The following is a 22,627-nucleotide window of genomic DNA, read 5'->3' on the forward strand; positions in this document are numbered from 1 at the left end:
AGGTCTGGCCGCCCTGAGGGGCTAATACTGCAAGACCCGGTCACTGCAATTCAACTCAGTCGGCCTTGTCGCCGCCTGCCAGATTCTTTTTCGCCCCGGTCTTGAAATCGGTCTCGTACCAGCCATTGCCGCTCAGGCGGAAACCGGGTACCGACAACAGCTTCTTCAGCGCCGGCGCCTGGCACGCCGGGCAATCGGTCAGCGGCGCGGCGCTGATCTTCTGCAACACCTCCATACGGTGGTCGCAGGATGCACATTGATAGTCATAAAGGGGCATGGGTGTCTCTCGTCAACCACAACGCTGACTGCCGGGGGCAGTGAAAAGCGGGATTATATATGGTTAAGGACAGCCGTGCAGCCCGCCTGGCGATCAGCGCATGCTGGGCGGATCGAGCAACCAGGCCACGCAGATGACCCGGACCAGGCCGCTGAAGTTGCGCACCCCACCATGACGCAGGTGCACCTCCCGGTCCACATAGGACAACACAGCGCTTACCGTACACTGATTGGCCTCGGCGATCCGCTCCAGAATCCGCCAGTACACCACCTCCAGGCGCAGGCAGGTGGCAAAGCCATTGAGCCGGACCGAACGCGAGACCGGCCTGACCTGCACCATGTCGAAATCAGCCCTGAACGGGTCAATGCACTGCTTGCCCGGCCACTTTCCCTGGCAAGCACCACGCTTGCCTTGCTGCATCCTTATATCCACCGCACCACTCCATCGCCTGGGAAGACACCCAAGTGCTGCGCACGAGGGGCGCGCCCAATAAAGCGCCGCAGGCGCCTGGAGAGCAGTGGCAAAACCTTCCTCAAGGAAATGGAGCAGCCTGGTTCCGGTCGCGGAACCAGGCCTTGCATCGCACTACGGCCGGGCGATCAATTGCCGTCGAGCAGCACGCGCAACATCCAGGCGGTTTTCTCATGCACCTGCATGCGCTGGGTCAGCAGGTCGGCCGTCGGCTCGTCGCTGACCTTGTCGACCACCGGGAAGATGCTGCGCGCAGTACGCACCACCGCCTCCTGGCCCTGGACCAACTGGCGGATCATCTCGTCCGCCGGCGGCACGCCCTCTTCTTCCTTGATCGATGAATGGCGCGCATAGAAGGCATACGAGCCCGGAGCCGGGAAGCCCAGGGCGCGGATCCGCTCGGCGATCGAATCGACCGCCAGGGCCAGCTCGTTGTACTGCTCTTCGAACATCAAGTGCAGGGTACGGAATGACGGGCCGGTGACGTTCCAATGGAAGTTGTGGGTTTTCAGATACAGCACGTAGGTGTCCGACAACAGGCGTGAAAGCCCGTCGACGATGGACTTGCGGTCTTCTTCGCTGATACCGATATCGATTGCCATGGATCTCTCCTTTTCACAAGGCTTGGTCATCAAGGGGGCATCACAAACTGTATCAGACCTACCCGTTCCTGCCTGTGACCCAGGGCAATCCATCCCTCGCGGTTTGAGAACCCCCGGCCTTTGCTGTTAAATAGGCACCGTGCCACCCGTGCGGACTGTCATTGCCGGGTGCATAGGCTGCCAACCGTGTGATCGCGCCTTACACCTGCGCACCACCCTGGCAGCTCTTCCTGTGATCGGCCTTATCAATGTGAGCCAACCCAAATGTTCAAGATCGTCCATCTGGTGACGGGCGTGGCAGCTTTGCTGCTATCGCTCATACCCAGCCTCAAAACCGAAGCTACACCTTTCCTCCAGCAACCTGAAGCCGTCTACCTGGCCTTGCTCGGCCTGCTCAACCTGCTCCTGGCCCCAGCCCTGCCGCACTACTACAAAGGCCTGCGCCAGCAACTGCAATACCTGGCCTGCGCCCTGCTGGTGCTGGCCGTGGTCCTGCAGACCGTGACGCTGCTGGCCCGCCCGGAGCTGGGCGACCTGCCTGCCCTGCTCTGCGCCGTCGCCGCCGTCGCCCTGCACCTGGGCGCAGGTTTCGCCCGCAGCATCGGCAAGCCCCGCGCCAGCCTGGGCGTCACCCAGGATGGCGGCAAGCGCGATACCGGCACGGTCAAGTGGTTCAACACCTCCAAAGGTTTCGGCTTCATTTCCCGCGACTCGGGTGACGATATCTTCGTGCACTTTCGCGCCATCCGTGGCGAAGGGCATCGCGTTCTGGTCGAAGGCCAACGCGTGGAGTTCTCGGTGATGCACCGTGACAAGGGCCTGCAGGCCGAAGACGTAGTCGCGGTCTCCCGCCGCTGACCCTGGGCGGTTCGTGGCGTAGCGGCTTGCCCGCCACGCCATTGGCCGCACTTCAATAATGAGGCGGTGGCGCCTCCTCTCCCTCGCTGCCGTACTGCCCCACCATTTCCTCGTAGCGTTTGATCAACTCGGCCATCTGCAACTGCAGGCGCTCGATCACGCGGGCCTGCTCGACCACCACGTCATTAAGCGCCTGGATGGTGTCATCCTGAAACGCCTGACGGCTTTCAAGCTCGACGACTCTCGACTCCAGCGACATGGCGTCAGGCCTCCGTGAAGTCTTCATTCAATACCGCGCGCAAGCGTTGACGGATCGCCTCGACCTGCTCCGGGGTGTAGTCGACCGCAGGATGGCGCCCCCACACCGGCGCCGGCCAGGCGGCATCGTCATGGCGGCGAACGATGACATGCATGTGCAACTGGCTGACCACGTTACCCAGGGTGGCCACGTTCATCTTGTCGGCCGCGAAGCACTCCTTGAGGGTCTCGGCCAGGTAGGTGGTTTCCTTCCATAACTGTTGCTGGTCGGCCTCGCTCAGCTGGAACAGCTCGCTGACCTCGGCACGCCGCGGCACCAGGATGAACCAGGGGTAGTTGGCATCCTTGCTCAGCAGCAGCCGGCACAACGGCAGATCTCCCAATACCAGGGAATCCTGTTGCAGACGCGAATCCAGGACAAACACGGCAAACCTCCTCAACGTGAAACGGCCCAGCGGGCACTACGGGCCAATGAGCCAAGGATACCCTGCTTCAACACCCAGGCAGGAGCATTGTTGTGCTCACTGCGGTAACACTGCGCTACTTTTCGCACCAAAAGGAGGCCCGCCCGCGCGATACACCCCACTGCTTTCTACTCGGATTAACAAGTGGCGGTAACACATTGACTTCAATGGCAGGTTTTATCGCAGGCGTTTGATGCGGCTCCTGGCACACCATCAGACATGCTTCGCCCCGTGTTTGCGGAGGTTTTCTCGCCTCGTCCGCAGCGAATGTGAAAATTTCATGAAGAGCTCGTGATTTTGAGCACGCTTGTTGCATTCCCTGTCATTCAAGTCGGCACGATGCCTGCAACCGGCAGGTACGCGACAAATAACAACAGCGGCATGGATTTCCAGGGAGTTTCGCTCGCTTACTTATGTTTGTTACACATTTGTTACGAGAGTGATAACGGCGCTGGCGTTGTACGACCCTGAAAAGGGCGTGATTTGCGACACGGATCTAACTAAAAGCGACATTGTGAAAAAGTTATCAAAAGGTTGTTTTTTCTTTGTCGCCAAGCACAGTCAGCGTGATATACATTTTCGCCGACATAAAAAGAAAGAGCTGCCCCTATAACTAAAAAACCTGGGCGCAGCGGTAATCTTCCTAAAACCAAAGGAGCAAATCACGATGCGCGTGATGAAGTGGAGCATGATCGCCCTGGCCGTCGCGGCAGGGACCTCGCAGCTGGCCCTGGCCTCTTCGCAAGATGAATCCAAGGGTTTCATCGAAGACAGCCAGCTGAACGTCAAGACCCGTATGCTGTATTTCAGCCGTGACTTCCGTAACAATGACCGGGATCCCATTACCGGCGACCGTCAGAGCCGCGTGGAAGAGACCGGCCTAGGTTTCGTGGGCACCTTCGAGTCCGGATTCACCCAGGGTACCGTAGGTGTCGGTGTGGATGCGATCGGACTCCTGGGTGTCAAACTGGACAGCGGTCGCGGCCGCGCGGGCACAGGCTTGTTCCCACTCGGCGAGGATGGTCGTGCGCAAGACGACTACTCTGAAGCTCACGGCGCCGTGAAACTGCGCATCTCCGATACCGTGTTGAAGTATGGCGGACAATTCACCGCCCTGCCGGTCTTCGCTACCGATGATAGCCGCCTGCTGCCAGAAGTCGCCGAAGGCTTCCTGTTGACCAGCAACGAAATCGAAGGCCTCGAACTGAATGCCGGTCATTTCACACGCCTTAACGCTCAGGCCCAGACCTATAAGGACAGCATCGGCGGCCGCGACGGCGACACTGGCATCAAAAACCCTGGCCTGACAGAAGCCAACATCGTTGGCGGCACCTATGCCTTTAACGATAACCTGAGCACCAGCCTGTATTACTCCAAGGTTGAAGACTACTGGCGCAAATATTACGCCAACGTCAACTGGGCCCTGCCAATCTCCGACAAGCAAGGCTTGGTGTTCGACTTCAACATCTATGACACCAAGAGCGATGGTGACCGCGCTCGCGCCTTTGACGGCGACAAGCTCGACAACCGCGCATTCAGCCTCTCGGGCGCTTACAACATTGGCGCACACACCTTCACCCTGGCCTATCAGAAAGTCACCGGTGACGGCGACTATGCCTATGGCGTCGATGGTGGCGGCACCATCTTCCTGGCCAACTCCGTTGCCCGTTCCGACTTCAACGCCGAAGACGAGAAGTCCTGGCAGGCTCGCTACGACCTGAACTTCGCCGAATACGGCATCCCAGGCCTGACCTTCATGACCCGCTACGTGCGCGGTACCGACGCCAACGTCGCCGGCACCAGCAACGGCAAGGAATGGGAACGCGACATCGACATCAAGTACGTGCTGCAGGAAGGCCCGGCCAAAGACCTGAGCTTCCGCGTGCGCCAGGCCACCTACCGCTCCTCCGATGGCGTTTACTACGGTTCCCCATCGCTGGACGAACTGCGCCTGATCGTCGAGTACCCGCTGAGCATCCTGTAAGCCCCCTGGCTTGCATTTGCCCCGCACTGGAAAAGCCCGGCGATCGCCGGGCTTTTTCTTGGCTGACAAGCGCCCCGCCCTGGGGCATCCTGTACGCCTTCGCTTCGCCCCCGTACAATGCGGGGTCATTTCAACGTCTTAGGCAATCGACACGGCTCACCATGCGCACCAGTCAATATTTGCTCGCCACCCAGAAAGAAACCCCTGCCGACGCAGTGGTCATCAGCCATCAGCTCATGCTGCGCGCCGGCATGATCCGCAAGCTGGCCTCCGGCCTGTACACCTGGCTGCCGATGGGCCTGCGGGTGATGCGCAAGGTCGAAGCGGTGGTCCGCGAGGAAATGAACGCCGCCGGCGCCCTGGAAGTGCTGATGCCGAGCATCCAGCCCGCCGAGCTGTGGCAGGAATCCGGCCGCTGGGAACAGTACGGCCCGGAGCTGCTGCGCCTGAAGGACCGCCATGACCGCGAGTTCTGCGTTGGCCCGACCCACGAGGAGGTCATCACCGACCTCGCGCGCAACGAGCTGTCCAGCTATAAACAGCTGCCGCTGAACATGTACCAGATCCAGACCAAGTTCCGTGACGAGATCCGTCCGCGCTTCGGCCTGATGCGCGGCCGCGAATTCATCATGAAGGACGCCTATTCCTTCCATGCCGACCAGGCTTCCCTGCAGGAAACCTACGACCGCATGCACCAGGCGTACACCAATATCTTCACCCGCCTGGGCCTGGACTTCCGTCCGGTGCAGGCCGACACCGGCTCCATCGGTGGCAGCTACTCCCATGAGTTCCATGTCCTGGCCGAGTCCGGCGAAGACGATGTGATCTTCAGCGACAGCTCCGACTACGCCGCCAACATCGAGAAGGCCGAAGCCATCCCGCGTGAAACCGTGCGCCCTGCCCCCACCGAGGAGCTGCGCCTGGTCGACACGCCCGATGCCAAGACCATTGCGCAACTGGTCGAAAACTACGGCCTGCCGATCGAAAAGACCGTCAAGACCCTCATCGTGCGCGGTGCCGAGGAAGGCAAGCTGGTCGCCCTGGTGGTCCGTGGCGACCACGAATTGAACGAAATCAAGGCTGCCAAGCTGGAACAGGTCGCCGACCCGCTGGTCATGGCCACCGACGCCGACCTGCGCGCTGCCATCGGTGCTGGTGCCGGCTCCCTGGGCCCGATGAACCTGCCGCTGGAATGCATCATCGACCGCTCCGTGGCCCTGATGAGCGACTTCTGCATCGGCGCCAACATCGACGACAAGCACTACTTCGGTGTCAACTGGGAACGCGACCTGCCAGTCCCACAGGTCGCCGACCTGCGCAACGTGGTCGAAGGCGACCCGAGCCCGGACGGCCAGGGTACGCTGGTGATCAAGCGTGGCATCGAGGTTGGCCATATCTTCCAGCTCGGCACCAAGTACAGCGAGGCGCTCAAGTGCCAGGTACTGGGCGAGAACGGCAAGCCGGTGACCCTGTCCATGGGTTGCTATGGCATCGGCGTGTCCCGCGTGGTCGCCGCCGCCATCGAGCAGAGCTATGACGACAAGGGCATCATCTGGAACGACGCCCTGGCACCGTTCCAGATCGCCCTGGTACCGCTGCGCTACGAGACCGACGCCGTTCGCGAAGCCACCGACAAGCTGTACGCCGAACTGACCGCCGCCGGCTACGAAGTGCTGCTGGACGACCGCGACAAGAAGACCAGCCCCGGCATCAAGTTCGCCGACATGGAGCTGATCGGCATTCCGCACCGCATCGTGGTCAGCGACCGCGGCCTGGCCGAAGGCAACCTGGAATACAAGCACCGCACCGAGCAGGAGGCTCAGACCTTGCCGCTCAACGAGGTGCTGACCTTCCTGCAAGCCCGCATTCGCCGCTGATACGAGTAGCCATGTCCAAGCGAAGTACCTTTGCCCTGGGGGGCGCCGCACTGTGCGGCGCCCTGCTCGTCAGCGGCTGCGCCAACCAGATGTCCCAGCGCAGCGAGCATGAGGAGCGCGCCGAGCGCAAGCTGCTCGAACATACCCTGCAGATCGACGTCGGCGAGCCCAAGGTCATGGAGCTTCCGCAACGGCGCGTGCGGGTTCATGAACAGAAGCGCTTCGAAGTCACCGAGTTCGAAGTCACTCGCCGGTATGACCGCTACACGCCGTACCAAGCCTGGCGGGAGATCTACGAGATCCCCCTGGGTGCGGTGGCGGTGGTCGCTGGCATCGGCGCCAACGTGGTCAATGTATTCGCCCTGGGCAACCTGCCGCAAAGCGTTACCCGTGACTGGCTCGGCTATGGCCTGGCCGGGCTCAACCCGTTCATGAACGTGCAGTCCAACGGCCGCGCCCAGCAGAACCTGGCGGGTATCAGTGAGGTGCAGAAAGACAAGCGCGAGGAATACACCAGCCTGCCGTGGAACGAGCGGCTGGTCGAGGTCAAGGCCGGCAAGCTGACCCACGAGCTCACCACCGACCACAACGGTGTGTTGCGCCTGAATCTGCTGGACAGCCCGTTCTCCGAACAGAACCTCAACCACGTCGGCACCTTGCACCTGCACGTGGCCGACGAGGACAACGGGGCTCGGGCCGATGCCAGCCTGCTGGTCAGCAGCGCCCTGCGGGGCAAGCTGCAGGAAGCCCACGAGCTGATCTTCGACGACCTCGAGGATGACGAGGTGGGGCAATGGGTCCACCGGGTCAAGCGCTTGTCTGAACTGGGCTTGGAAGAGGAAGCCAGCGAACTGGAGCAAAGCCTGATCGAGCTGACCCGCAACGATCCGGAGCTGCAACAGGAATTCCTGCATGCCTTGACCAAGGATGCCGGGCGGCTGGTGGCTGATCCGGGCGTTCGGTAGCTGAGATCGATGGGGCCGCTTTGCGGCCCTTTCGCGGCGCAAGGCTGCTCCTATACCTTTTACGCGCTTGCCGCTCTATTGCGGTGGAAAAAGCTCCAGCTGCTCATGGGCCCCGCGCAAATCCCGCAAACGTACCCCCACCCCCAGTAGCCGCACCGGCTTGCCGCCCCTGGCAAAGGCCTGGCTCAACAACTGCCGATAGCTCTCCAGGTCTCGCCCCGCGCCCGCCTGCTCCAACGTGGTCTGGCTGAAGTCATGGAACTTGACCTTGACGAACGGTTTGTCGGGCCGATAGCTGCTGTCCATCCGCGCGATACGCTCGTTCAGGCTGCGCAGCAGCTCAGGTAGTTTGGCCAGGCAGCTCGCCAGGTCCGGCAGGTCGGTGTCGTAGGTGTTTTCCACGCTGACCGACTGGCGCCGGCTGTCATTGTGCACACTGCGCTCATCGATACCCCGCGCCAAGCCCCACAGCCGCTCGCCAAAACTACCGAACTCACGCACCAGCGCCAGCCGTGACCAGTCGCGCAGTTCCAGGCAGGTATCGATGCCCAGGCGCGCCAGTTTGTCGGCCGTGACCTTGCCCACCCCATGCAGCCTGGCGACGGGCAACGCGGCCACGAAGGCCTCGACTTCAGGTGGCGTGATGACGAACAGGCCATTGGGCTTGCGCCAGTCGCTGGCGATCTTGGCCAGGAACTTGTTCGGCGCCACACCGGCAGACACCGTGATGTGCAAGGTCTTGGCGACCCGCCTGCGTATATCCTCGGCAATGCGCGTGGCACTGCCGGCGTACCACTGGCTGTCACTGACATCCAGGTAGGCCTCGTCCAGCGACAGCGGCTCGATCAGGTCGGTGTAGTCGCGAAAGATCGCATGGATCTCCCGGGAGGCTTCGCGGTAGGCCTCGAAACGCGGCTTGACGATCAACAGGTCCGGACACAATTTCAAGGCATGCCGCGACGACATGGCCGAGCGCACTCCATAGGCACGCGCCTCATAATTGCAGGTAGCGATGACCCCACGCTGCTCCGGCGCCCCGCCCACGGCCATGGGCCGGCCAGCCAGCCGCGGGTCGTCGCGCATCTCGATCGCGGCATAGAAACAATCGCAGTCGATATGGATGATCTTGCGCAGGGACATGGATGACCGTCAGCACTGTAAATTCATACAGATACTACTCCATGGGACGAAACGGCGTCAGCAGCCTTCCAGTAAAACCGCCAAATTCCTTGCAAGCCCCGCCATGACTGAGCTGCAGCCACGCGATCGACGCTAAGGGATTGAACAAAAAAGGATTTTTCAAAATAAGCCTTGACATGGGGCAGGATTTCCGTAGAATTCGATCTCACAGGCGCGGGATGGAGCAGCCTGGTAGCTCGTCGGGCTCATAACCCGAAGGTCGTCGGTTCAAATCCGGCTCCCGCAACCAGATTCAGAAGAAGGCCACTGTCTATGCAGTGGCCTTTTTTCTTGCCCTGAAAAAAATCGACGGAAAATCAAAGAGTAATGCTTGACAGCCACTCAGAAATCCGTAGAATGCGCCCCACTGACGCGGGATGGAGCAGCCTGGTAGCTCGTCGGGCTCATAACCCGAAGGTCGTCGGTTCAAATCCGGCTCCCGCAACCATATTCGTCAGAACAAACCCCGCACTGTGAAAGCAGTGCGGGGTTTGTCGTTTCTACCCCCGAAAAATACGTCCCCCTGTAGGAGCGGGCTTGTCCCGCGATCGGCTGCAAAGCAGCCGCAAACCAGCGACACCTGTTCTGTCTGTTGTATCGACGTGGGTGGTTTCACGGCTGCTTGCAGCCGATCGCGGGACAAGTCGGACCGCCGCACCGCCGCTCCTACAGGAGGGCATGGCAGCGTGCCGCAAAGTCACACCTTCGGATGAACTATCTTTAACCCTGCCAGAGCGCTGAAAGCGCGTCGGCCAGGAGTAATATCTGGATACGTTTTCCGAAGAGACTTTCACTTGGCCGCACCTCTGCCCAACCTCGCGCAGCCTGCCCGGGGTTACCTATGAATGCGCATGACACCCAAAACCCGGTGCCTCTTGCCACCACGCTGCCCAAGGCCGCCCATCGCCTGCCTTGGCTGGAACGGCTGAGCCGATACCGCCAGCCCCTTGGCCTAGCCTTGACCCTGCTGCTGTTCAGCCTGGCCCTGGTCGCCTGTCGCCACCTGCTGAGCGAACTGGACATCCATGCCCTGCATGACGCTATGCTCAGCGTGCCGGGCCCGTCCCTGGCTGGGGCACTGCTGGCCACCGCGCTGGGTTTCACGGCCCTGCTCGGCTATGAATGGTCGGCCAGCCGCTACGCCGCGGTGCCCCTCCCCGCGCGCACCCTCGCCCTGGGAGGGTTCAGTGCCTTCGCTATTGGCAATGCCGTCGGCCTGTCGATCCTCTCTGGCGGCTCGGTGCGTTATCGCCTGTATGCACGCCATGGCTTGGGCGCAGCAGAAATCGCCCGCATGACCGTGTTCGCCAGCTTGTCACTGGGCTGTGCCCTGCCACCCCTGGCGGCACTGGCAACGCTCGGTGACCTGCCGGCTGCCGCCGCTGCGCTACGCCTGCCCGCCCCCGTGCTGGCCGGTATCGCCGTGGCGGTGCTGGCGATCACCGCTGTACTGGTGGCCAGCCTCTATCGCCGGCGCCTGCCCGAACAACCCTTGGCCGATAACGTGCTGGTGCGGTTCGGGCGACGGACCTTGCGCCTGCCTGGCCTACGCCTGGCGGCCTTGCAACTGCTGGTCACGGGCCTGGATGTCATCGCCGCAGCCACGGTGCTGTACCTACTGCTGCCCGACGCCCCGCCGTTCGGCGCCTTTGTCCTGGTCTACCTGCTGGCCCTGGCAGCAGGCGTGCTCAGCCACGTACCGGGCGGGGTCGGGGTGTTCGAGGCCGTGCTGCTTGCAGCGTTCGCCGAGCAACTGGGCGCCGCACCGCTGGCCGCCGCCTTGCTGCTGTACCGCCTCATCTATGTGGTGCTGCCCCTGCTGGTGGCCTGCGTATTGCTGCTGGCCAGCGAAGCGCGCCGCCTGCTGTTCGCCCGCCAGGCGATCAATGCCGCGGCCGGGCTGGCCGCACCGGTGCTGGCGATTCTGGTGTTCCTATCAGGCGTCGTGCTGCTGTTTTCCGGCGCCACGCCCGAGATCGACACGCGCCTGGAACACATGGGCTTTCTTATCCCCCATCGCCTGATCGACGCCTCACACTTCGGCGCCAGCCTGGTCGGCGTGCTGTGCCTGCTGCTGGCCCAGGGCCTGAGGCGACGGCTGTCAGCGGCCTGGCTGCTGACCACCGTGCTGTTGCTGGTGGGCGCCGTGTTGTCCCTGCTCAAAGGCTTCGACTGGGAGGAAGCCTGCATACTGAGTGTCACCGCAGCGCTGCTGGCCCTGTTCCGCCGTTCCTTCTACCGGCCCAGCCGACTGCTGGAGCTGCCATTCTCACCGGTCTACCTGGTGGCCAGTGTCTGCGTGCTCGGTGCCTCATTGTGGCTGCTGTTATTCGCCTATCAGGACGTGCCCTACAGCCACGAACTGTGGTGGCAGTTCACCCTGGATGCCGACGCACCCCGCGGCCTGCGCGCCGCCATGGGCAGTGCCATGCTGCTGGTGATCGTCGCCCTCACCTGGTTGCTGCGTACCGCGCGGCCAGTCATCCACCTGCCCACCGAAGAAGAACTGCAACGGGCCAAGCGCATTCTGCTGGACTCCGACCAACCCGATGGCGGCCTGGCCCTGACCGGCGACAAGGCGCTGCTTTTCCACCCCAACGACGAAGCCTTCCTCATGTACGCCCGCCGAGGCCGTAGCCTGGTCGCCCTGTACGACCCGATCGGCCCCGCCGAGGCGCGTGCCGAGATGATCTGGCAGTTCCGCGACCTGTGCGACCTGCACCATGCCCGGCCGGTGTTCTACCAAGTGCGTGCGCAGAACCTGCCCTACTACATGGACATCGGCCTGACTGCGCTCAAGCTCGGCGAGGAAGCCCGGGTCGACCTGCAGCGCTTCGATCTGCAGGCCCAAGGCAAGGAAATGAAAGACCTGCGCTACACCTGGAACCGAGGCGGGCGCGATGGCCTGGCTCTGGAGATCCATGAACCCGGCCAGGCACCGCTGGCGGCGCTCAAGGAGATTTCTGACGCCTGGCTCGGCGGCAAGAACGTACGCGAGAAAGGTTTTTCCCTGGGCCGCTTCAGCCAGGACTACCTGCGCCATTTTCGCATCGCCCTGATCCGCTTCCAGGGGCGCCCGGTGGCCTTCGCCAACCTCCTTGAAACCCATGGCAACGAGCTGACCAGCCTGGACCTGATGCGTGCCCACCCCGAGGCGCCCAAGCTGACCATGGAATTCTTGATGATCGGCCTGATCCAGCACTACAAAAGCCAGGGCTACGCCCACTTCAGCCTGGGCATGGTACCGCTTTCCGGCCTGCAGCCAAGGCGTGGCGCGCCCCTGACCCAACGCCTGGGCTCGATGGTGTTCCAGCGCGGCGAGCAGCTCTACAACTTCCAGGGGCTGCGACGCTTCAAGGACAAGTTCCAACCGGACTGGGAACCCCGCTACATGGCCGTGCCGGCCGGGCTCGACCCGCTGGTGGCGCTGGCCGATACCGCCGCCCTGATCGCAGGCGGCCTGACTGGTTTGGTGAAACGTTGATGATCCGACGCTATTGGTTGTACGTATGCAGCGCATTTTTCCTGGCCTTGCTGGCAGGCGCCGCGACGTTCTGGCTATGGACCCGCCCCGCCCCCGAGGCCCACTTGGAACACCTGGCCCTGGCCGACGGCAGCCCCCTTCTGCGTGCCACACCCGGCGTGCATGCCCGCAGCCATGTCGCCATCGCCGTCCCTGCAGGGCAGGCGTTGAGCGACAGGCAGCTGCTTGACCTGAGCCAGGCCGGCGAGGCACAACTGGTGCAGGTCGTCTTGCCGCCAAGCGATTGCACCCGGCAGCAACAGGTACTGGACGAAGCCATGAAGGCCTTGTCCGCACCTGCGAACCTGGTCGCCGGTATCGGCCCTGGTGCCGCCCAGGCCTGGCGTTGGCTCGCTGCCCAAGACGATGACAAGGCCCGCGCCATCTCGGTAGGTTTCACCCTGGAGCAACCCGGCTGCCAGCCCTTGCCCCAAGCGGCCGCCCACGGGCACTGGAACGTGGCCTGGAACGACAACCCCGACGATGCCAGCGCAGCCTTCGTGCGCAACCAGGCCAACGCCGAAACCAGCATCAGCGACTATGACATCCACCTGCCGCAGGTACTCAAGGCGCAACTGACCCAGGCCCTGGTGGGCAACAATGGCAATGGCCTGAACATCCCGGTGGTCGAGGTTCCGGCCGGGCAGACCACCGACACGGTGACCCTGTTCCTCTCCGGCGACGGCGGTTGGCGTGACCTGGACCGCGACGTGGCCGGGGAAATGGCCAAGCTCGGCTACCCGGTGGTCGGTATCGATACCCTGCGCTACTACTGGCAGCACAAGAGCCCGGAACAGAGTGCCGCGGACCTTTCGGAGCTGATGCAGCACTACCGCCAGAAGTGGGGGACCAAACGCTTCGTGCTCACCGGCTATTCCTTCGGTGCCGATGTTCTTCCGGCGATCTACAACCGCTTGCCGGACGAAGACAAGCGACGGGTCGATGCGGTGATCCTGCTGGCGTTCGCCCGCAGTGGCAGTTTCGAGATCGAGGTCGAGGGCTGGCTGGGCAAGGAAGGCCAGGAAGCGCCAACCGGGCCGGAGATGGCCAGGCTGCCGGCTTCCAAGGTGGTGTGTGTGTATGGCGTCGAGGAAGCCGACGAGAGTGGTTGCACGGACAAGACCGCCGTCGGCGAACATGTGAAACTTCCAGGCGGCCACCACTTCGACGAGAACTACCCGGCCCTGGCCAAGCGCCTCATCGGCGAGATCGAGACCCGCCAGGGCAAGGCCAGCGTGGCGGAGCAGAACTGAAACGCAGGAATGGCCTTGCGGGGGGCCGCTTGGCAGCCCTTTCGCGGCGCAAGGCCGCTCCTACACGACCGCGTCGGGCGCTATAGCGAGGTAGGCCTTGTGCCGCGATTGGGCCGCACAGCGGCCTCGATAATCGGCCGCGCAAGGCTACTGCTCAAGACAACGGTTCAGATCTCCACCTGCGTCCCCAGCTCGATCACCCGATTCAACGGCAGGTTGAAGAATCGCAGGTTGCCGTTGGCATTCTTTAACAGGAAGGCGAACAGGTTGCCACGCCAGCGCGCCATGCCTTCGAGCCGTGAAGCGATCACCGTCTCGCGGCTGAGGAAGTAGGTGGTGCGCATCGGGCTGAAATCCAGCGCGTCCAGGTGACACAAACGCAATGCCGCCGGCACGTCAGGCTCGTCCATGAAGCCGAAGTGCAGCAGCACCCGGAAAAAACCGTCGCCATAGGCCTCCACCTCGAAGCGTTCATGCTCCGGCACCCGCGGGCGGTCTTCACTGACCACTGTCAGCAGCACGACCTGACTGTGCAGCACTTGGTTGTGCAACAGGTTGTGCAATAGCGCATGGGGCACGGCATCCGAGCGTGCGGTCAGAAATACCGCGGTGCCCTCCACCCGGTGCGGCGGCTGCGCGCGGATACTGCTGATGAACAGCGGCAACGGCAGCGCCGCGTCATCGATGCGCTCCACGAGGATCTGCTTGCCACGCTTCCAGGTGCTCATCAGCACGAACAACACGATCGCCGCAAGCACCGGGAACGCGCCACCCTGCACGACTTTGGGCAGGTTGGCCGCGAAGAACAGCCCGTCGACCAGCAAGAAGCCCAGCAGCACCGGCACCGCCAGCACGGGTGGCCACTTCCATAGCAGCAACATCACCACCGACACCAGCACTGTGGTCATCAGCATGGTACCGGTCACCGCCACACCATAGGCTGCCGCCAACGCGCTGGAAGACTCGAAACCGATCACCAGCAACACCACGCCGACCATCAAGGCCCAGTTCACCGCGCCGATGTAGATTTGCCCCTGCTCGTCGCTGGAGGTGTGCTGGATCTGCATGCGCGGCACATAGCCCAGCTGGATGGCCTGTCGGGTCAAGGAGAAGGCACCGGAAATCACTGCCTGGGATGCGATCACCGTGGCCAGTGTGGCCAGGCCTACCAAGGGCAGCAAGGCCCAGCTGGGCGCCAGCAGGTAGAACGGGTTGCGTGCCGCAGCCGGGTCCTGCAGCAACATGGCGCCCTGGCCGAAGTAGTTGAGCACCAGCGCTGGCAGCACCAGGGCGAACCAGGCCCGGGCAATGGGCTTGCGACCGAAGTGGCCCATGTCCGCATACAGCGCCTCGGCCCCGGTCAGGGCCAATACCACCGCGCCCAGGATCGCCACCCCCACGCCCGGGTGGACGATGAAGAAACGCACCGCCCACGCCGGGTTGAGTGCCTTGAGCACCTCGGGACTCTGCAGGATGCCATGCACGCCCAACGCCGCCAGCACCAGGAACCAGGCGACCATCACCGGCCCGAACAGGATTCCGATCTTCGCCGTGCCGTGCTTTTGCACCAGGAACAAGGCCACCAGGATCACCACGGCAATGGGCACTACCCAGTGGTCGATGCCGTCGAAGGCCAGCCCCATGCCCTCCACCGCGGACAGCACCGACACCGCCGGGGTGATCATGCTGTCGCCATAGAACAACGAGGCACCGATCAACCCGCAGCCGACCATGACCATGCGCAGCCTCGGATAAGGCGCCACGGCGCGCCGGGCCAGGGCGGTCAGCGCCATGGTGCCGCCCTCGCCCTGGTTGTCTGCACGCAAGATGAAGATCACGTACTTGACCGACACCACCCACACCAACGACCAGAAGATCAGCGCTAGGATCCCCAGCACGCCATCATGGTTGACCGTGACGCCATACCCGCCCGTGAACACTTCCTTGAGGGTATACAACGGGCTGGTGCCGATGTCGCCATACACCACCCCTACCGCTGCCACCAGCAGGCTCAGCGGCCGGGCCGCTCCCTGCCCACTTTCGGCGTGACTGCTTGCCTGAACCATCGACCACTCCCGCAGACGGCCTTGCAGGCCGATAGAATTCACACCCGCGCCAAGGTGTCACGCCTGCCCCGGCACAATGGCGCGAAGCATAGCTCAGCGTTCGTCGCTTTTCTGCTGGTCAAGCGTCCTTGTGCTCGCTAGAATTGCGCACTTTTTGATCAGAGGCGCCAAAAGCGCCCGTCAGGATCGCCCCCTTCAATTCCGGCCGGGCGAGCCGTATTCAATACCGAGGTTAGTCATGTCCACCACTCCCGCCACGCCGAAGGTCGGCTTTGTTTCCCTGGGCTGTCCGAAAGCTCTGGTCGATTCCGAGCGCATCCTGACCCAGCTGCGCATGGAAGGCTACGAAGTCGTGCCCACCTACGAGGACGCCGACGTAGTGGTGGTCAATACCTGCGGCTTCATCGACAGCGCCAAGGCCGAGTCGCTGGAAGTGATCGGCGAGGCGATCAAGGAAAACGGCAAGGTCATCGTCACCGGTTGCATGGGCGTCGAGGAAGGCAACATCCGCGACGTGCACCCGAGCGTGCTGTCGGTCAGCGGCCCGCAGCAGTACGAGCAGGTGGTCAACGCCGTGCATGAGGTGGTGCCTCCGCGCCAGGACCACAACCCACTGATCGACCTGGTACCGCCCCAGGGCGTCAAGCTGACCCCACGCCACTACGCCTATCTGAAGATTTCCGAAGGCTGCAACCATAGCTGCAGCTTCTGCATCATCCCGTCCATGCGCGGCAAGCTGGTCAGCCGCCCGGTGGGCGAGGTACTGAGCGAGGCCGAGCGCCTGGTCAAGGCCGGGGTCAAGGAAATCCTGGTGATCTCCCAGGACACCAGCGCCTACGGCGTGGACGTCAAGTACAAGACCGACTTCTGGAACGGTCGCCCGGTCAAGACCCGCATGCTCGAGTTGTGCGAAGCCCTGAGCAGCCTGGGTGCCTGGGTGCGTCTGCACTACGTCTACCCGTACCCGAACGTCGACGACGTGATCCCGCTGATGGCTGCCGGCAAGATCCTGCCGTACCTGGACATCCCCTTCCAACACGCCAGCCCCAAGGTGCTCAAGGCCATGAAGCGCCCGGCCTTCGAAGACCGCACCCTGGCTCGCATCAAGCGCTGGCGCGAGCAGTGCCCTGAGCTGGTCATCCGTTCGACCTTCATCGTCGGCTTCCCGGGCGAGACCGAAGAAGATTTCCAGTACCTGCTCGACTGGCTGACCGAAGCCCAGCTCGACCGCGTCGGCTGCTTCCAGTATTCGCCTGTCGAAGGCGCCCCGGCCAACGACCTGGGCCTGGACGAAGTACCGGACGACGTCAAGCAGTCGCGCTGGGACCGCTTCATGGCGCACCAGCAGGCGATCAGTGCCGCACGCTTGCAGCTGCGTATCGGCAAGGAGATCGACGTGCTGATCGACGAAGTCGAGGAACAGGGCTCGGTCGGCCGCAGCTTCTTCGACGCGCCGGAAATCGACGGTAGCGTGTTCATCGACGGCGACCACGGCTTCAAGCCGGGCGACAAGGTACGCTGCCGCATCGTCGATGCCGACGAGTACGACATGTGGGCCGAGCCTGTCTGAGGTTTTCTGCCAGCCACTTAAGATCGTCGGGGCCGCTTTGCGGCCCTTTCGCGGCACAAGGCCGCTCCAGGGTTTGCGCGAACCTGTAGGAGCGGCCTTGTGCCGCGATGGGCTGCGCAGCGGCGAAACCGCTCTCACTGGCAGGGTATTTTTTAGCATCTATGTTTTCCTCTATGCCCCACGAGGAAAGCCCAATGTCATCGTCCCTGACGCTACAAACCCCACACGTAAGCGACTACCCGGAGCTGGTCCGGATCTGGGAAGCGTCGGTGCGTGCCACCCATGATTTCCTGCCGGACGCCTATATCGTGCTGCTGCGCGAATACGTGCTGCGCCAGTACCTCGACGCCGTCATGCTGGTCTGCTGCAAAGACACCGCCAAGCGCATCCGCGGCTTCGCGGGCGTGGCCAACGGGCGGCTGGACATGCTGTTCGTGGACCCTGAGTTCATCGGCCAGGGTATCGGCAAACGCCTGCTGCGCTATGCCGTCGATGAACTGAACGCCGAGCGCCTGGACGTCAACGAACAAAACCCCAAGGCCCTGGGCTTCTACCTGCATGAGGGCTTCGAAGTCAGTGGCCGCTCGGAAACCGATGGCCTGGGCCAACCCTACCCCCTGCTGCACATGAGGCTGATTCCTACGAAACCTTGAGATTGGGGCGAAGGATGCCGTACACCTCCCCTGAAATGGCGTAAATGGCGTAGATTCCCAGCCCCAATGTCGCCTGGGCAGGTACAATGTCGGCTTCCCCTGCCCTTATGCGAATCGCTTTCATGTCTGAACCCGTGCGCCTGTCCAAACGCCTCATCGAGCAACTCGGCTGCTCCCGCCGGGAGGCCGAGCTGTTTATCGAGGGCGGCTGGGTCACGGTGGATGGCGTGGTGGTCGAACAACCCCAGTACAAAGTCTCAGCCGAACAGGTCGCCCTGCTGCCCGGTGCCCGTGCCGAGCAATTGCCGCCTGTCACCCTGCTGCTCAACCATCTGACCGGCCAGGACGCCGAGACGGGCCGGACCAGCATGACCATGGCCACCCTCAGCGAAGCCCACCCGCCAGCGGTGCGCCCGCTGCACGGGCATTTCGCCAGGCTGTCCTGCATCGCGCCCCTGGAGCCCGGCGCCAGCGGGCTGCAGCTCTATACCCAGGATTGGCGGGTAACGCGCAAGGTCGAGGCGGACCTGCATCGCCTGGAGCAGGAATATATCGTCCAGGTCGAAGGCCAGGCGCCTGCAGAAGCCTTGCAACGCCTGGCCCGGGGTATCACCCATAGCGGTCAGGAGCTGCCCAAGGCCAAGGCCAGCTGGCAGAACGAAAACCACCTGCGCCTGGCCCTGAAGAACCCACGCCCCGGGCAGATCGGCGCCCTCTGCGCCAGCCTCGGCCTGAAGGTGCTGGGCATGCGCCGTATCCGCCTGGGCGGCGTGTCCATGGGCAAGCTGCCTACCGGCCAATGGCGCTACCTGGCTGTCAACGAACGCTTCTAGCATTACCGCCACGCCATGGTCTGCGTGGCGCTTGAACAGGATCTGTCACATGAACCACAACGATGTCCTGCGTAGCCTGCGCTACATGCTCAAGGTGAACGACGCCAAAATGGCCGAGATCATCGGGCTGTCCGGCCTCGAGGTACACCCGCTGGTACTGGCCACCTACCTGAAGAAAGAGGACGAAGCCGGCTTCGTGCGCTGCCCTGAACGGGTCATGGCGCACTTTCTCGATGGCCTGGTGATCCATCGCCGCGGCCGCGACGACAGCCGTGCACCGCAACCGATCGAAGTGCCGGTGAGCAACAACACCATCCTCAAGAAACTGCGCGTAGCCTTCGAGCTCAAGGAAGAAGACCTGCACGTGATTCTCAAGTCGGTGAACTTCCCGGTGTCCAAGCCAGAGCTGAGCGCCCTGTTCCGTAAGGTCGGGCACGACAACTACCGCCCTTGCGGCGACCAGTTGCTGCGCAACTTCCTCAAGGGCCTGACCCTGCGCGTGCGTGGCTGAGTGACCATGCAGCATACGGTTTCACCGGTCGGTATCGTCCGCTCCTGCTTCAAGGAGAAATTCGCCATCCCGCGTCAACCGCAGTTGGCGCCAGCGGCGCGTGGCGTGCTGGAACTGTTGCCGCCGTTCGACCAGGGCGATGCGGTGGCCGGGCTCGAGCAGGTCAGCCATGTCTGGCTGCTGTTCCTGTTCCACCAAGCCCTGGAAGACAAACCGCGCCTTAAGGTCCGCCCGCCGCGCCTGGGCGGCAACAAGAGCATGGGCGTGTTCGCCACACGTGCGACCCATAGGCCCAATGGCATCGGCCAATCGGTGGTGCGCCTGGAAGGCGTGGAACCGGGGCGCCTGCTGCTGTCGGGCATCGACCTGCTCGATGGCACGCCGGTGCTGGATATCAAGCCCTATGTGCCGTACGCCGACCGTATCGACGGCGCCATCAACCAGATGGCCAGCGATGCACCTGAGGCGATTGCCGTAAGCTGGAGTGAAAGCGCCCTGCCCCAGGCCCATGCCCATGCCGTGCGCCTGGGGGAGCCGTTGGTGGAGCTGATCGAGCAATGCCTGGCGCAGAACCCGCGACCGGCGTACCAGGTGCCGCCGGCCGAGCGGGTGTATGGGGTGAAGTTCTGGGACGTGCAGGTGCGCTGGCACTACCCGCAGCCTGATGAGATTCGCGTATTGGAAGTAGTGCAAGACCTTTGATTTGCAGCGCTACCAATGGCCGATCGCGGGGCAAGCCCTATAGAACAACTCATAACTATTTGATATTACGGGCTCTTTGTGGGAGCGGGCTTGTCCCGCGATTAGGCTCGACCGCCCCTGGCAAGGGCTTCGCCCTTGCCATACAGCCGCGGCGGCTGGGCCGGCCCAATCGCGGGACAAGCCCGCTCCTACAGAAGAAGGCGGCGCTAGCCACTTGTTCTCTGCGCGACAGCACAGCCCAAAGGGCTGGGTGATCTCCCACAGGAGGCAGCACTGATCAATAGTTCTCTGTATTCCACAGGCAATAAAAAACGCAAGCCAAGGCCTGCGTTTTCTTATGCAGCGTGCCGCTTACTTCTCGACGAAGGCACGCTCGATCAGGTAATCGCCCGGCTCGCGCATGCGCGGGGAGATCTTCAGGCCGAAGCTGTCCAGGACCTCAGCGGTCTCGTCGAGCATGCTCGGGCTGCCGCAGATCATGGCGCGGTCGTCCTGCGGGTTGATCGGCGGCAGGCCGATGTCGCTGAACAGCTTGCCGCTGCGCATCAGGTCGGTCAGGCGGCCCTGGTTCTCGAACGGCTCACGGGTCACGGTCGGGTAGTAGATCAGCTTTTCACGTACCGCATCGCCGAAGAACTCGTTCTGCGGCAGGTGCTCGGTGATGAATTCGCGGTAGGCCACTTCGTTGACGTAGCGTACACCGTGAACCAGGACCACCTTCTCGAAGCGCTCGTAGGTTTCCGGATCCTGGATGACGCTCATGAACGGCGCCAGGCCAGTGCCAGTGCTGAGCAGGTACAGGTGCTTGCCCGGGTTCAGGTCGTCGAGGACCAGCGTACCGGTAGGCTTCTTGCTGATGATGATCTCATCGCCTTCCTTCAGGTGCTGCAGCTGGGAGGTCAGCGGACCATCCGGCACCTTGATGCTGAAGAACTCCAGATGCTCTTCCCAGTTCGGCGAAGCGATCGAGTAGGCGCGCATGAGCGGACGGCCATTGTCCTGCTGCAGGCCGATCATCACGAACTGACCGTTCTCGAAGCGCAGGCCCGGGTCACGGGTGCACTTGAAGCTGAACAGGGTGTCGTTCCAGTGGTGCACACTGAGGACACGTTCGTGGTTCATGTTGCTCATCTATGGGGCTCCTGAAGAAAGACGCAGCGCGGACCAAGCGCACTATTGCGCGATATTTTAGGGGCAGCGACAATATCTGTTAAATGGATTATCAAGATATGTCTTATCGGTTATATAGATATGCGATTCACGCTTCGTCAGCTACAAGTCTTTGTCGCCGTCGCCCAGCACCAGAGCGTGTCACGGGCGGCGAGCGTCCTGGCATTGTCGCAATCGGCTGCCAGTACCTCGATCACTGAACTGGAGCGTCAATCCAGCTGCCAGCTGTTCGACCGCGCCGGCAAACGGTTGAGCCTCAATGCCCTGGGCCACCAGTTGTTGCCCCAGGCCGTGGCCCTGCTCGACCAGGCCAAGGAAATCGAAGACCTGCTCAACGGCAAGACCGGTTTCGGCTCATTGGCGGTCGGTGCCACCCTGACCATCGGCAACTATCTGGCCACCTTGCTCATCGGCAGCTTCATGCAGGGCCACCCCGAGAGCCAGGTCAAGCTCCATGTGCAGAACACCGTACATATCGTGCAGCAGGTGGCCCACTATGAAATTGACCTGGGTCTAATCGAAGGCGACTGCAGCCACCCGGACATCGAGGTGCAGCCATGGGTGGAAGATGAACTGGTAGTGTTCTGTGCGCCGCAGCATCCTTTGGCCAAGGCCGGCAGGGCGGACGTGGAGACACTGTCCCACGAAGCCTGGATCTTGCGCGAACAAGGCTCCGGCACCCGCCTGACCTTCGACCAAGCCATGCGCCACCATCGTGCCAACCTGAACATCCGCCTGGAGCTGGAACACACCGAGGCGATCAAGCGCGCCGTGGAGTCGGGCCTGGGCATCGGCTGCATCTCGCGTCTGGCTCTGCGCGATGCGTTCCGCCGTGGCAGCCTGGTGCCGGTGGAAACCCCACAACTGGACCTGTCGCGGCAGTTCTATTTCATCTGGCACAAGCAGAAGTACCAGACTTCTGCCATGCGAGAGTTTCTCGAATTGTGCCGCAGCTTCACCGCCGGCGTCAGCCGCAGCGACGAGATCGTCCTGCCGCCGATCGCCTGATCAGAGCAGGATCACGCCCCACACCAGCGCCACCATGGTCATGGCGACCAACTGGGCGGCGCTGCCCATGTCCTTGGCGTTCTTCGACAAGGGGTGACGCTCCAGGGAGATTCGGTCGATGGCCGCCTCCACCGCCGAGTTGAGCAGTTCGACGATCAACCCCAGCAGGCAGACGGCGATGAGGATCGCCCGCTCCACACGGGTGACCGGCAACCAGAACGCCAGGGGAATCAGCACCAGGTTGGCGATCACCAGTTGGCGGAACGCGGCCTCGCCCTTGAAGGCGGCACGCAGGCCGTCCAGCGAATAGCCGGCGGCGTTGAAGATACGTTTGAGGCCGGTTTGGCCCTTGAATGGCGACATGGGAGTCACTTCACCGGTAAAGGGCCGGCAGATTAGTCCA

General features: G+C 62.7%; 21 protein-coding genes and 2 tRNA genes. 14 read left to right on the plus strand and 9 right to left on the minus strand.

What is annotated here, in order from left to right; translation table 11 throughout:
• Positions 1-55: 55 nt before the first annotated feature.
• The 3 genes from AC1MHZ_RS04285 to AC1MHZ_RS04295 all read right to left on the minus strand — a co-directional run bounded on the left by AC1MHZ_RS04285 (position 56) and on the right by AC1MHZ_RS04295 (position 1,350).
• A complete protein-coding gene (locus AC1MHZ_RS04285; protein ID WP_043209521.1) occupies positions 56-277 on the minus strand; it encodes an FmdB family zinc ribbon protein in 222 nt (73 codons plus the stop codon).
• Positions 278-370: 93 nt separating this feature from the next.
• On the minus strand, positions 371-697 hold the full coding sequence (locus AC1MHZ_RS04290; protein ID WP_084854478.1) for a ribbon-helix-helix domain-containing protein: 327 nt from the start codon (positions 695-697) through the stop codon (positions 371-373).
• Positions 698-876: 179 nt separating this feature from the next.
• Positions 877-1,350, minus strand: a complete 474-nt coding sequence (locus AC1MHZ_RS04295) for a Dps family protein (protein WP_084854477.1) — start codon at positions 1,348-1,350, stop codon at positions 877-879.
• Positions 1,351-1,614: 264 nt separating this feature from the next.
• Between AC1MHZ_RS04295 and AC1MHZ_RS04300 the strand changes: the two genes are divergently transcribed.
• Positions 1,615-2,208: a cold-shock protein gene (locus tag AC1MHZ_RS04300; protein WP_324818462.1), complete on the plus strand. Its 594-nt coding sequence runs from the start codon at positions 1,615-1,617 to the stop codon at positions 2,206-2,208.
• Between the two features lie 52 nt (positions 2,209-2,260).
• On the opposite strand, the gene AC1MHZ_RS04305 is transcribed toward AC1MHZ_RS04300, so the two are convergent.
• Together AC1MHZ_RS04305 and AC1MHZ_RS04310 are read right to left on the minus strand one after the other, a co-directional pair.
• Complete coding sequence (locus AC1MHZ_RS04305; RefSeq protein WP_084854475.1) at positions 2,261-2,467, minus strand: SlyX family protein; 207 nt, start codon at positions 2,465-2,467, stop codon at positions 2,261-2,263.
• 4 nt (positions 2,468-2,471) lie between these two features.
• A complete protein-coding gene (locus AC1MHZ_RS04310) occupies positions 2,472-2,891 on the minus strand; it encodes an HIT family protein (RefSeq protein ID WP_084854474.1) in 420 nt (139 codons plus the stop codon).
• Between the two features lie 706 nt (positions 2,892-3,597).
• On the opposite strand from AC1MHZ_RS04310, the gene AC1MHZ_RS04315 reads away from it, so the two are divergent.
• From AC1MHZ_RS04315 to AC1MHZ_RS04325, 3 genes are all read left to right on the plus strand, one after another.
• Positions 3,598-4,914 carry an OprD family porin gene (locus AC1MHZ_RS04315; protein ID WP_084854473.1) on the plus strand — a complete coding sequence of 439 codons (1,317 nt, stop codon included), beginning with the start codon at positions 3,598-3,600 and terminating at the stop codon, positions 4,912-4,914.
• Positions 4,915-5,075: 161 nt separating this feature from the next.
• The gene (locus AC1MHZ_RS04320; protein ID WP_084854472.1) at positions 5,076-6,791 is read left to right on the plus strand and encodes a proline--tRNA ligase; all 1,716 of its coding nucleotides are present in this window, start codon (positions 5,076-5,078) and stop codon (positions 6,789-6,791) included.
• Between the two features lie 11 nt (positions 6,792-6,802).
• Positions 6,803-7,756 carry a hypothetical protein gene (locus AC1MHZ_RS04325; RefSeq protein ID WP_324818409.1) on the plus strand — a complete coding sequence of 318 codons (954 nt, stop codon included), beginning with the start codon at positions 6,803-6,805 and terminating at the stop codon, positions 7,754-7,756.
• A 75-nt stretch (positions 7,757-7,831) separates the two neighbouring features.
• Here the strand turns inward: AC1MHZ_RS04325 and dinB are convergent, their stop codons facing one another.
• Entirely contained in the window at positions 7,832-8,890 is a 1,059-nt protein-coding gene (gene dinB, locus AC1MHZ_RS04330; RefSeq protein WP_416768138.1) for a DNA polymerase IV, read from the minus strand.
• 218 nt (positions 8,891-9,108) lie between these two features.
• Here dinB and AC1MHZ_RS04335 point away from each other — a divergent pair.
• The 4 genes from AC1MHZ_RS04335 to AC1MHZ_RS04350 all read left to right on the plus strand — a co-directional run bounded on the left by AC1MHZ_RS04335 (position 9,109) and on the right by AC1MHZ_RS04350 (position 13,711).
• Positions 9,109-9,185: transfer RNA gene (locus AC1MHZ_RS04335), tRNA-Met, on the plus strand.
• Between the two features lie 121 nt (positions 9,186-9,306).
• Positions 9,307-9,383 (plus strand) — tRNA-Met (locus AC1MHZ_RS04340).
• A gap of 393 nt (positions 9,384-9,776) precedes the next feature.
• Entirely contained in the window at positions 9,777-12,419 is a 2,643-nt protein-coding gene (gene mprF, locus AC1MHZ_RS04345; RefSeq protein ID WP_482966057.1) for a bifunctional lysylphosphatidylglycerol flippase/synthetase MprF, read from the plus strand.
• Complete coding sequence (locus AC1MHZ_RS04350) at positions 12,419-13,711, plus strand: virulence factor family protein (protein WP_482966058.1); 1,293 nt, start codon at positions 12,419-12,421, stop codon at positions 13,709-13,711. Before mprF ends, AC1MHZ_RS04350 begins: the two co-directional genes overlap by 1 nt.
• Before the next feature lie 167 nt (positions 13,712-13,878).
• Here AC1MHZ_RS04350 and AC1MHZ_RS04355 read toward each other — a convergent pair whose 3' ends face one another.
• On the minus strand, positions 13,879-15,777 hold the full coding sequence (locus AC1MHZ_RS04355) for a potassium transporter Kup (protein WP_084854467.1): 1,899 nt from the start codon (positions 15,775-15,777) through the stop codon (positions 13,879-13,881).
• Positions 15,778-16,015: 238 nt separating this feature from the next.
• On the opposite strand from AC1MHZ_RS04355, the gene rimO reads away from it, so the two are divergent.
• From rimO to tsaA, 5 genes are all read left to right on the plus strand, one after another.
• Positions 16,016-17,347, plus strand: coding sequence for a 30S ribosomal protein S12 methylthiotransferase RimO (gene rimO, locus AC1MHZ_RS04360; RefSeq protein ID WP_324819033.1), 1,332 nt, complete (start codon positions 16,016-16,018; stop codon positions 17,345-17,347).
• Between the two features lie 194 nt (positions 17,348-17,541).
• Positions 17,542-18,000 (plus strand): GNAT family N-acetyltransferase, encoded by a 459-nt coding sequence (locus AC1MHZ_RS04365; protein ID WP_084854465.1) that lies wholly within the window; start codon positions 17,542-17,544, stop codon positions 17,998-18,000.
• A gap of 122 nt (positions 18,001-18,122) precedes the next feature.
• On the plus strand, positions 18,123-18,833 hold the full coding sequence (locus AC1MHZ_RS04370) for an rRNA pseudouridine synthase (protein WP_480460520.1): 711 nt from the start codon (positions 18,123-18,125) through the stop codon (positions 18,831-18,833).
• A gap of 49 nt (positions 18,834-18,882) precedes the next feature.
• Positions 18,883-19,344: a YehS family protein gene (locus AC1MHZ_RS04375; RefSeq protein ID WP_324819138.1), complete on the plus strand. Its 462-nt coding sequence runs from the start codon at positions 18,883-18,885 to the stop codon at positions 19,342-19,344.
• A 6-nt stretch (positions 19,345-19,350) separates the two neighbouring features.
• Positions 19,351-20,046 (plus strand): tRNA (N6-threonylcarbamoyladenosine(37)-N6)-methyltransferase TrmO, encoded by a 696-nt coding sequence (gene tsaA, locus AC1MHZ_RS04380; protein ID WP_084854463.1) that lies wholly within the window; start codon positions 19,351-19,353, stop codon positions 20,044-20,046.
• A gap of 351 nt (positions 20,047-20,397) precedes the next feature.
• On the opposite strand, the gene fpr is transcribed toward tsaA, so the two are convergent.
• The gene (gene fpr / locus AC1MHZ_RS04385) at positions 20,398-21,177 is read right to left on the minus strand and encodes a ferredoxin-NADP reductase (protein WP_084854462.1); all 780 of its coding nucleotides are present in this window, start codon (positions 21,175-21,177) and stop codon (positions 20,398-20,400) included.
• 120 nt (positions 21,178-21,297) lie between these two features.
• Here fpr and AC1MHZ_RS04390 point away from each other — a divergent pair, with 120 nt between their 5' ends.
• The gene (locus AC1MHZ_RS04390; RefSeq protein ID WP_324818653.1) at positions 21,298-22,224 is read left to right on the plus strand and encodes a LysR family transcriptional regulator; all 927 of its coding nucleotides are present in this window, start codon (positions 21,298-21,300) and stop codon (positions 22,222-22,224) included.
• On the opposite strand, the gene AC1MHZ_RS04395 is transcribed toward AC1MHZ_RS04390, so the two are convergent.
• Positions 22,225-22,587 carry a diacylglycerol kinase gene (locus tag AC1MHZ_RS04395; protein ID WP_084854460.1) on the minus strand — a complete coding sequence of 121 codons (363 nt, stop codon included), beginning with the start codon at positions 22,585-22,587 and terminating at the stop codon, positions 22,225-22,227.
• Positions 22,588-22,627 lie beyond the last annotated feature (40 nt).

This window comes from Pseudomonas sp. FA-1 (genome assembly GCF_056856075.1).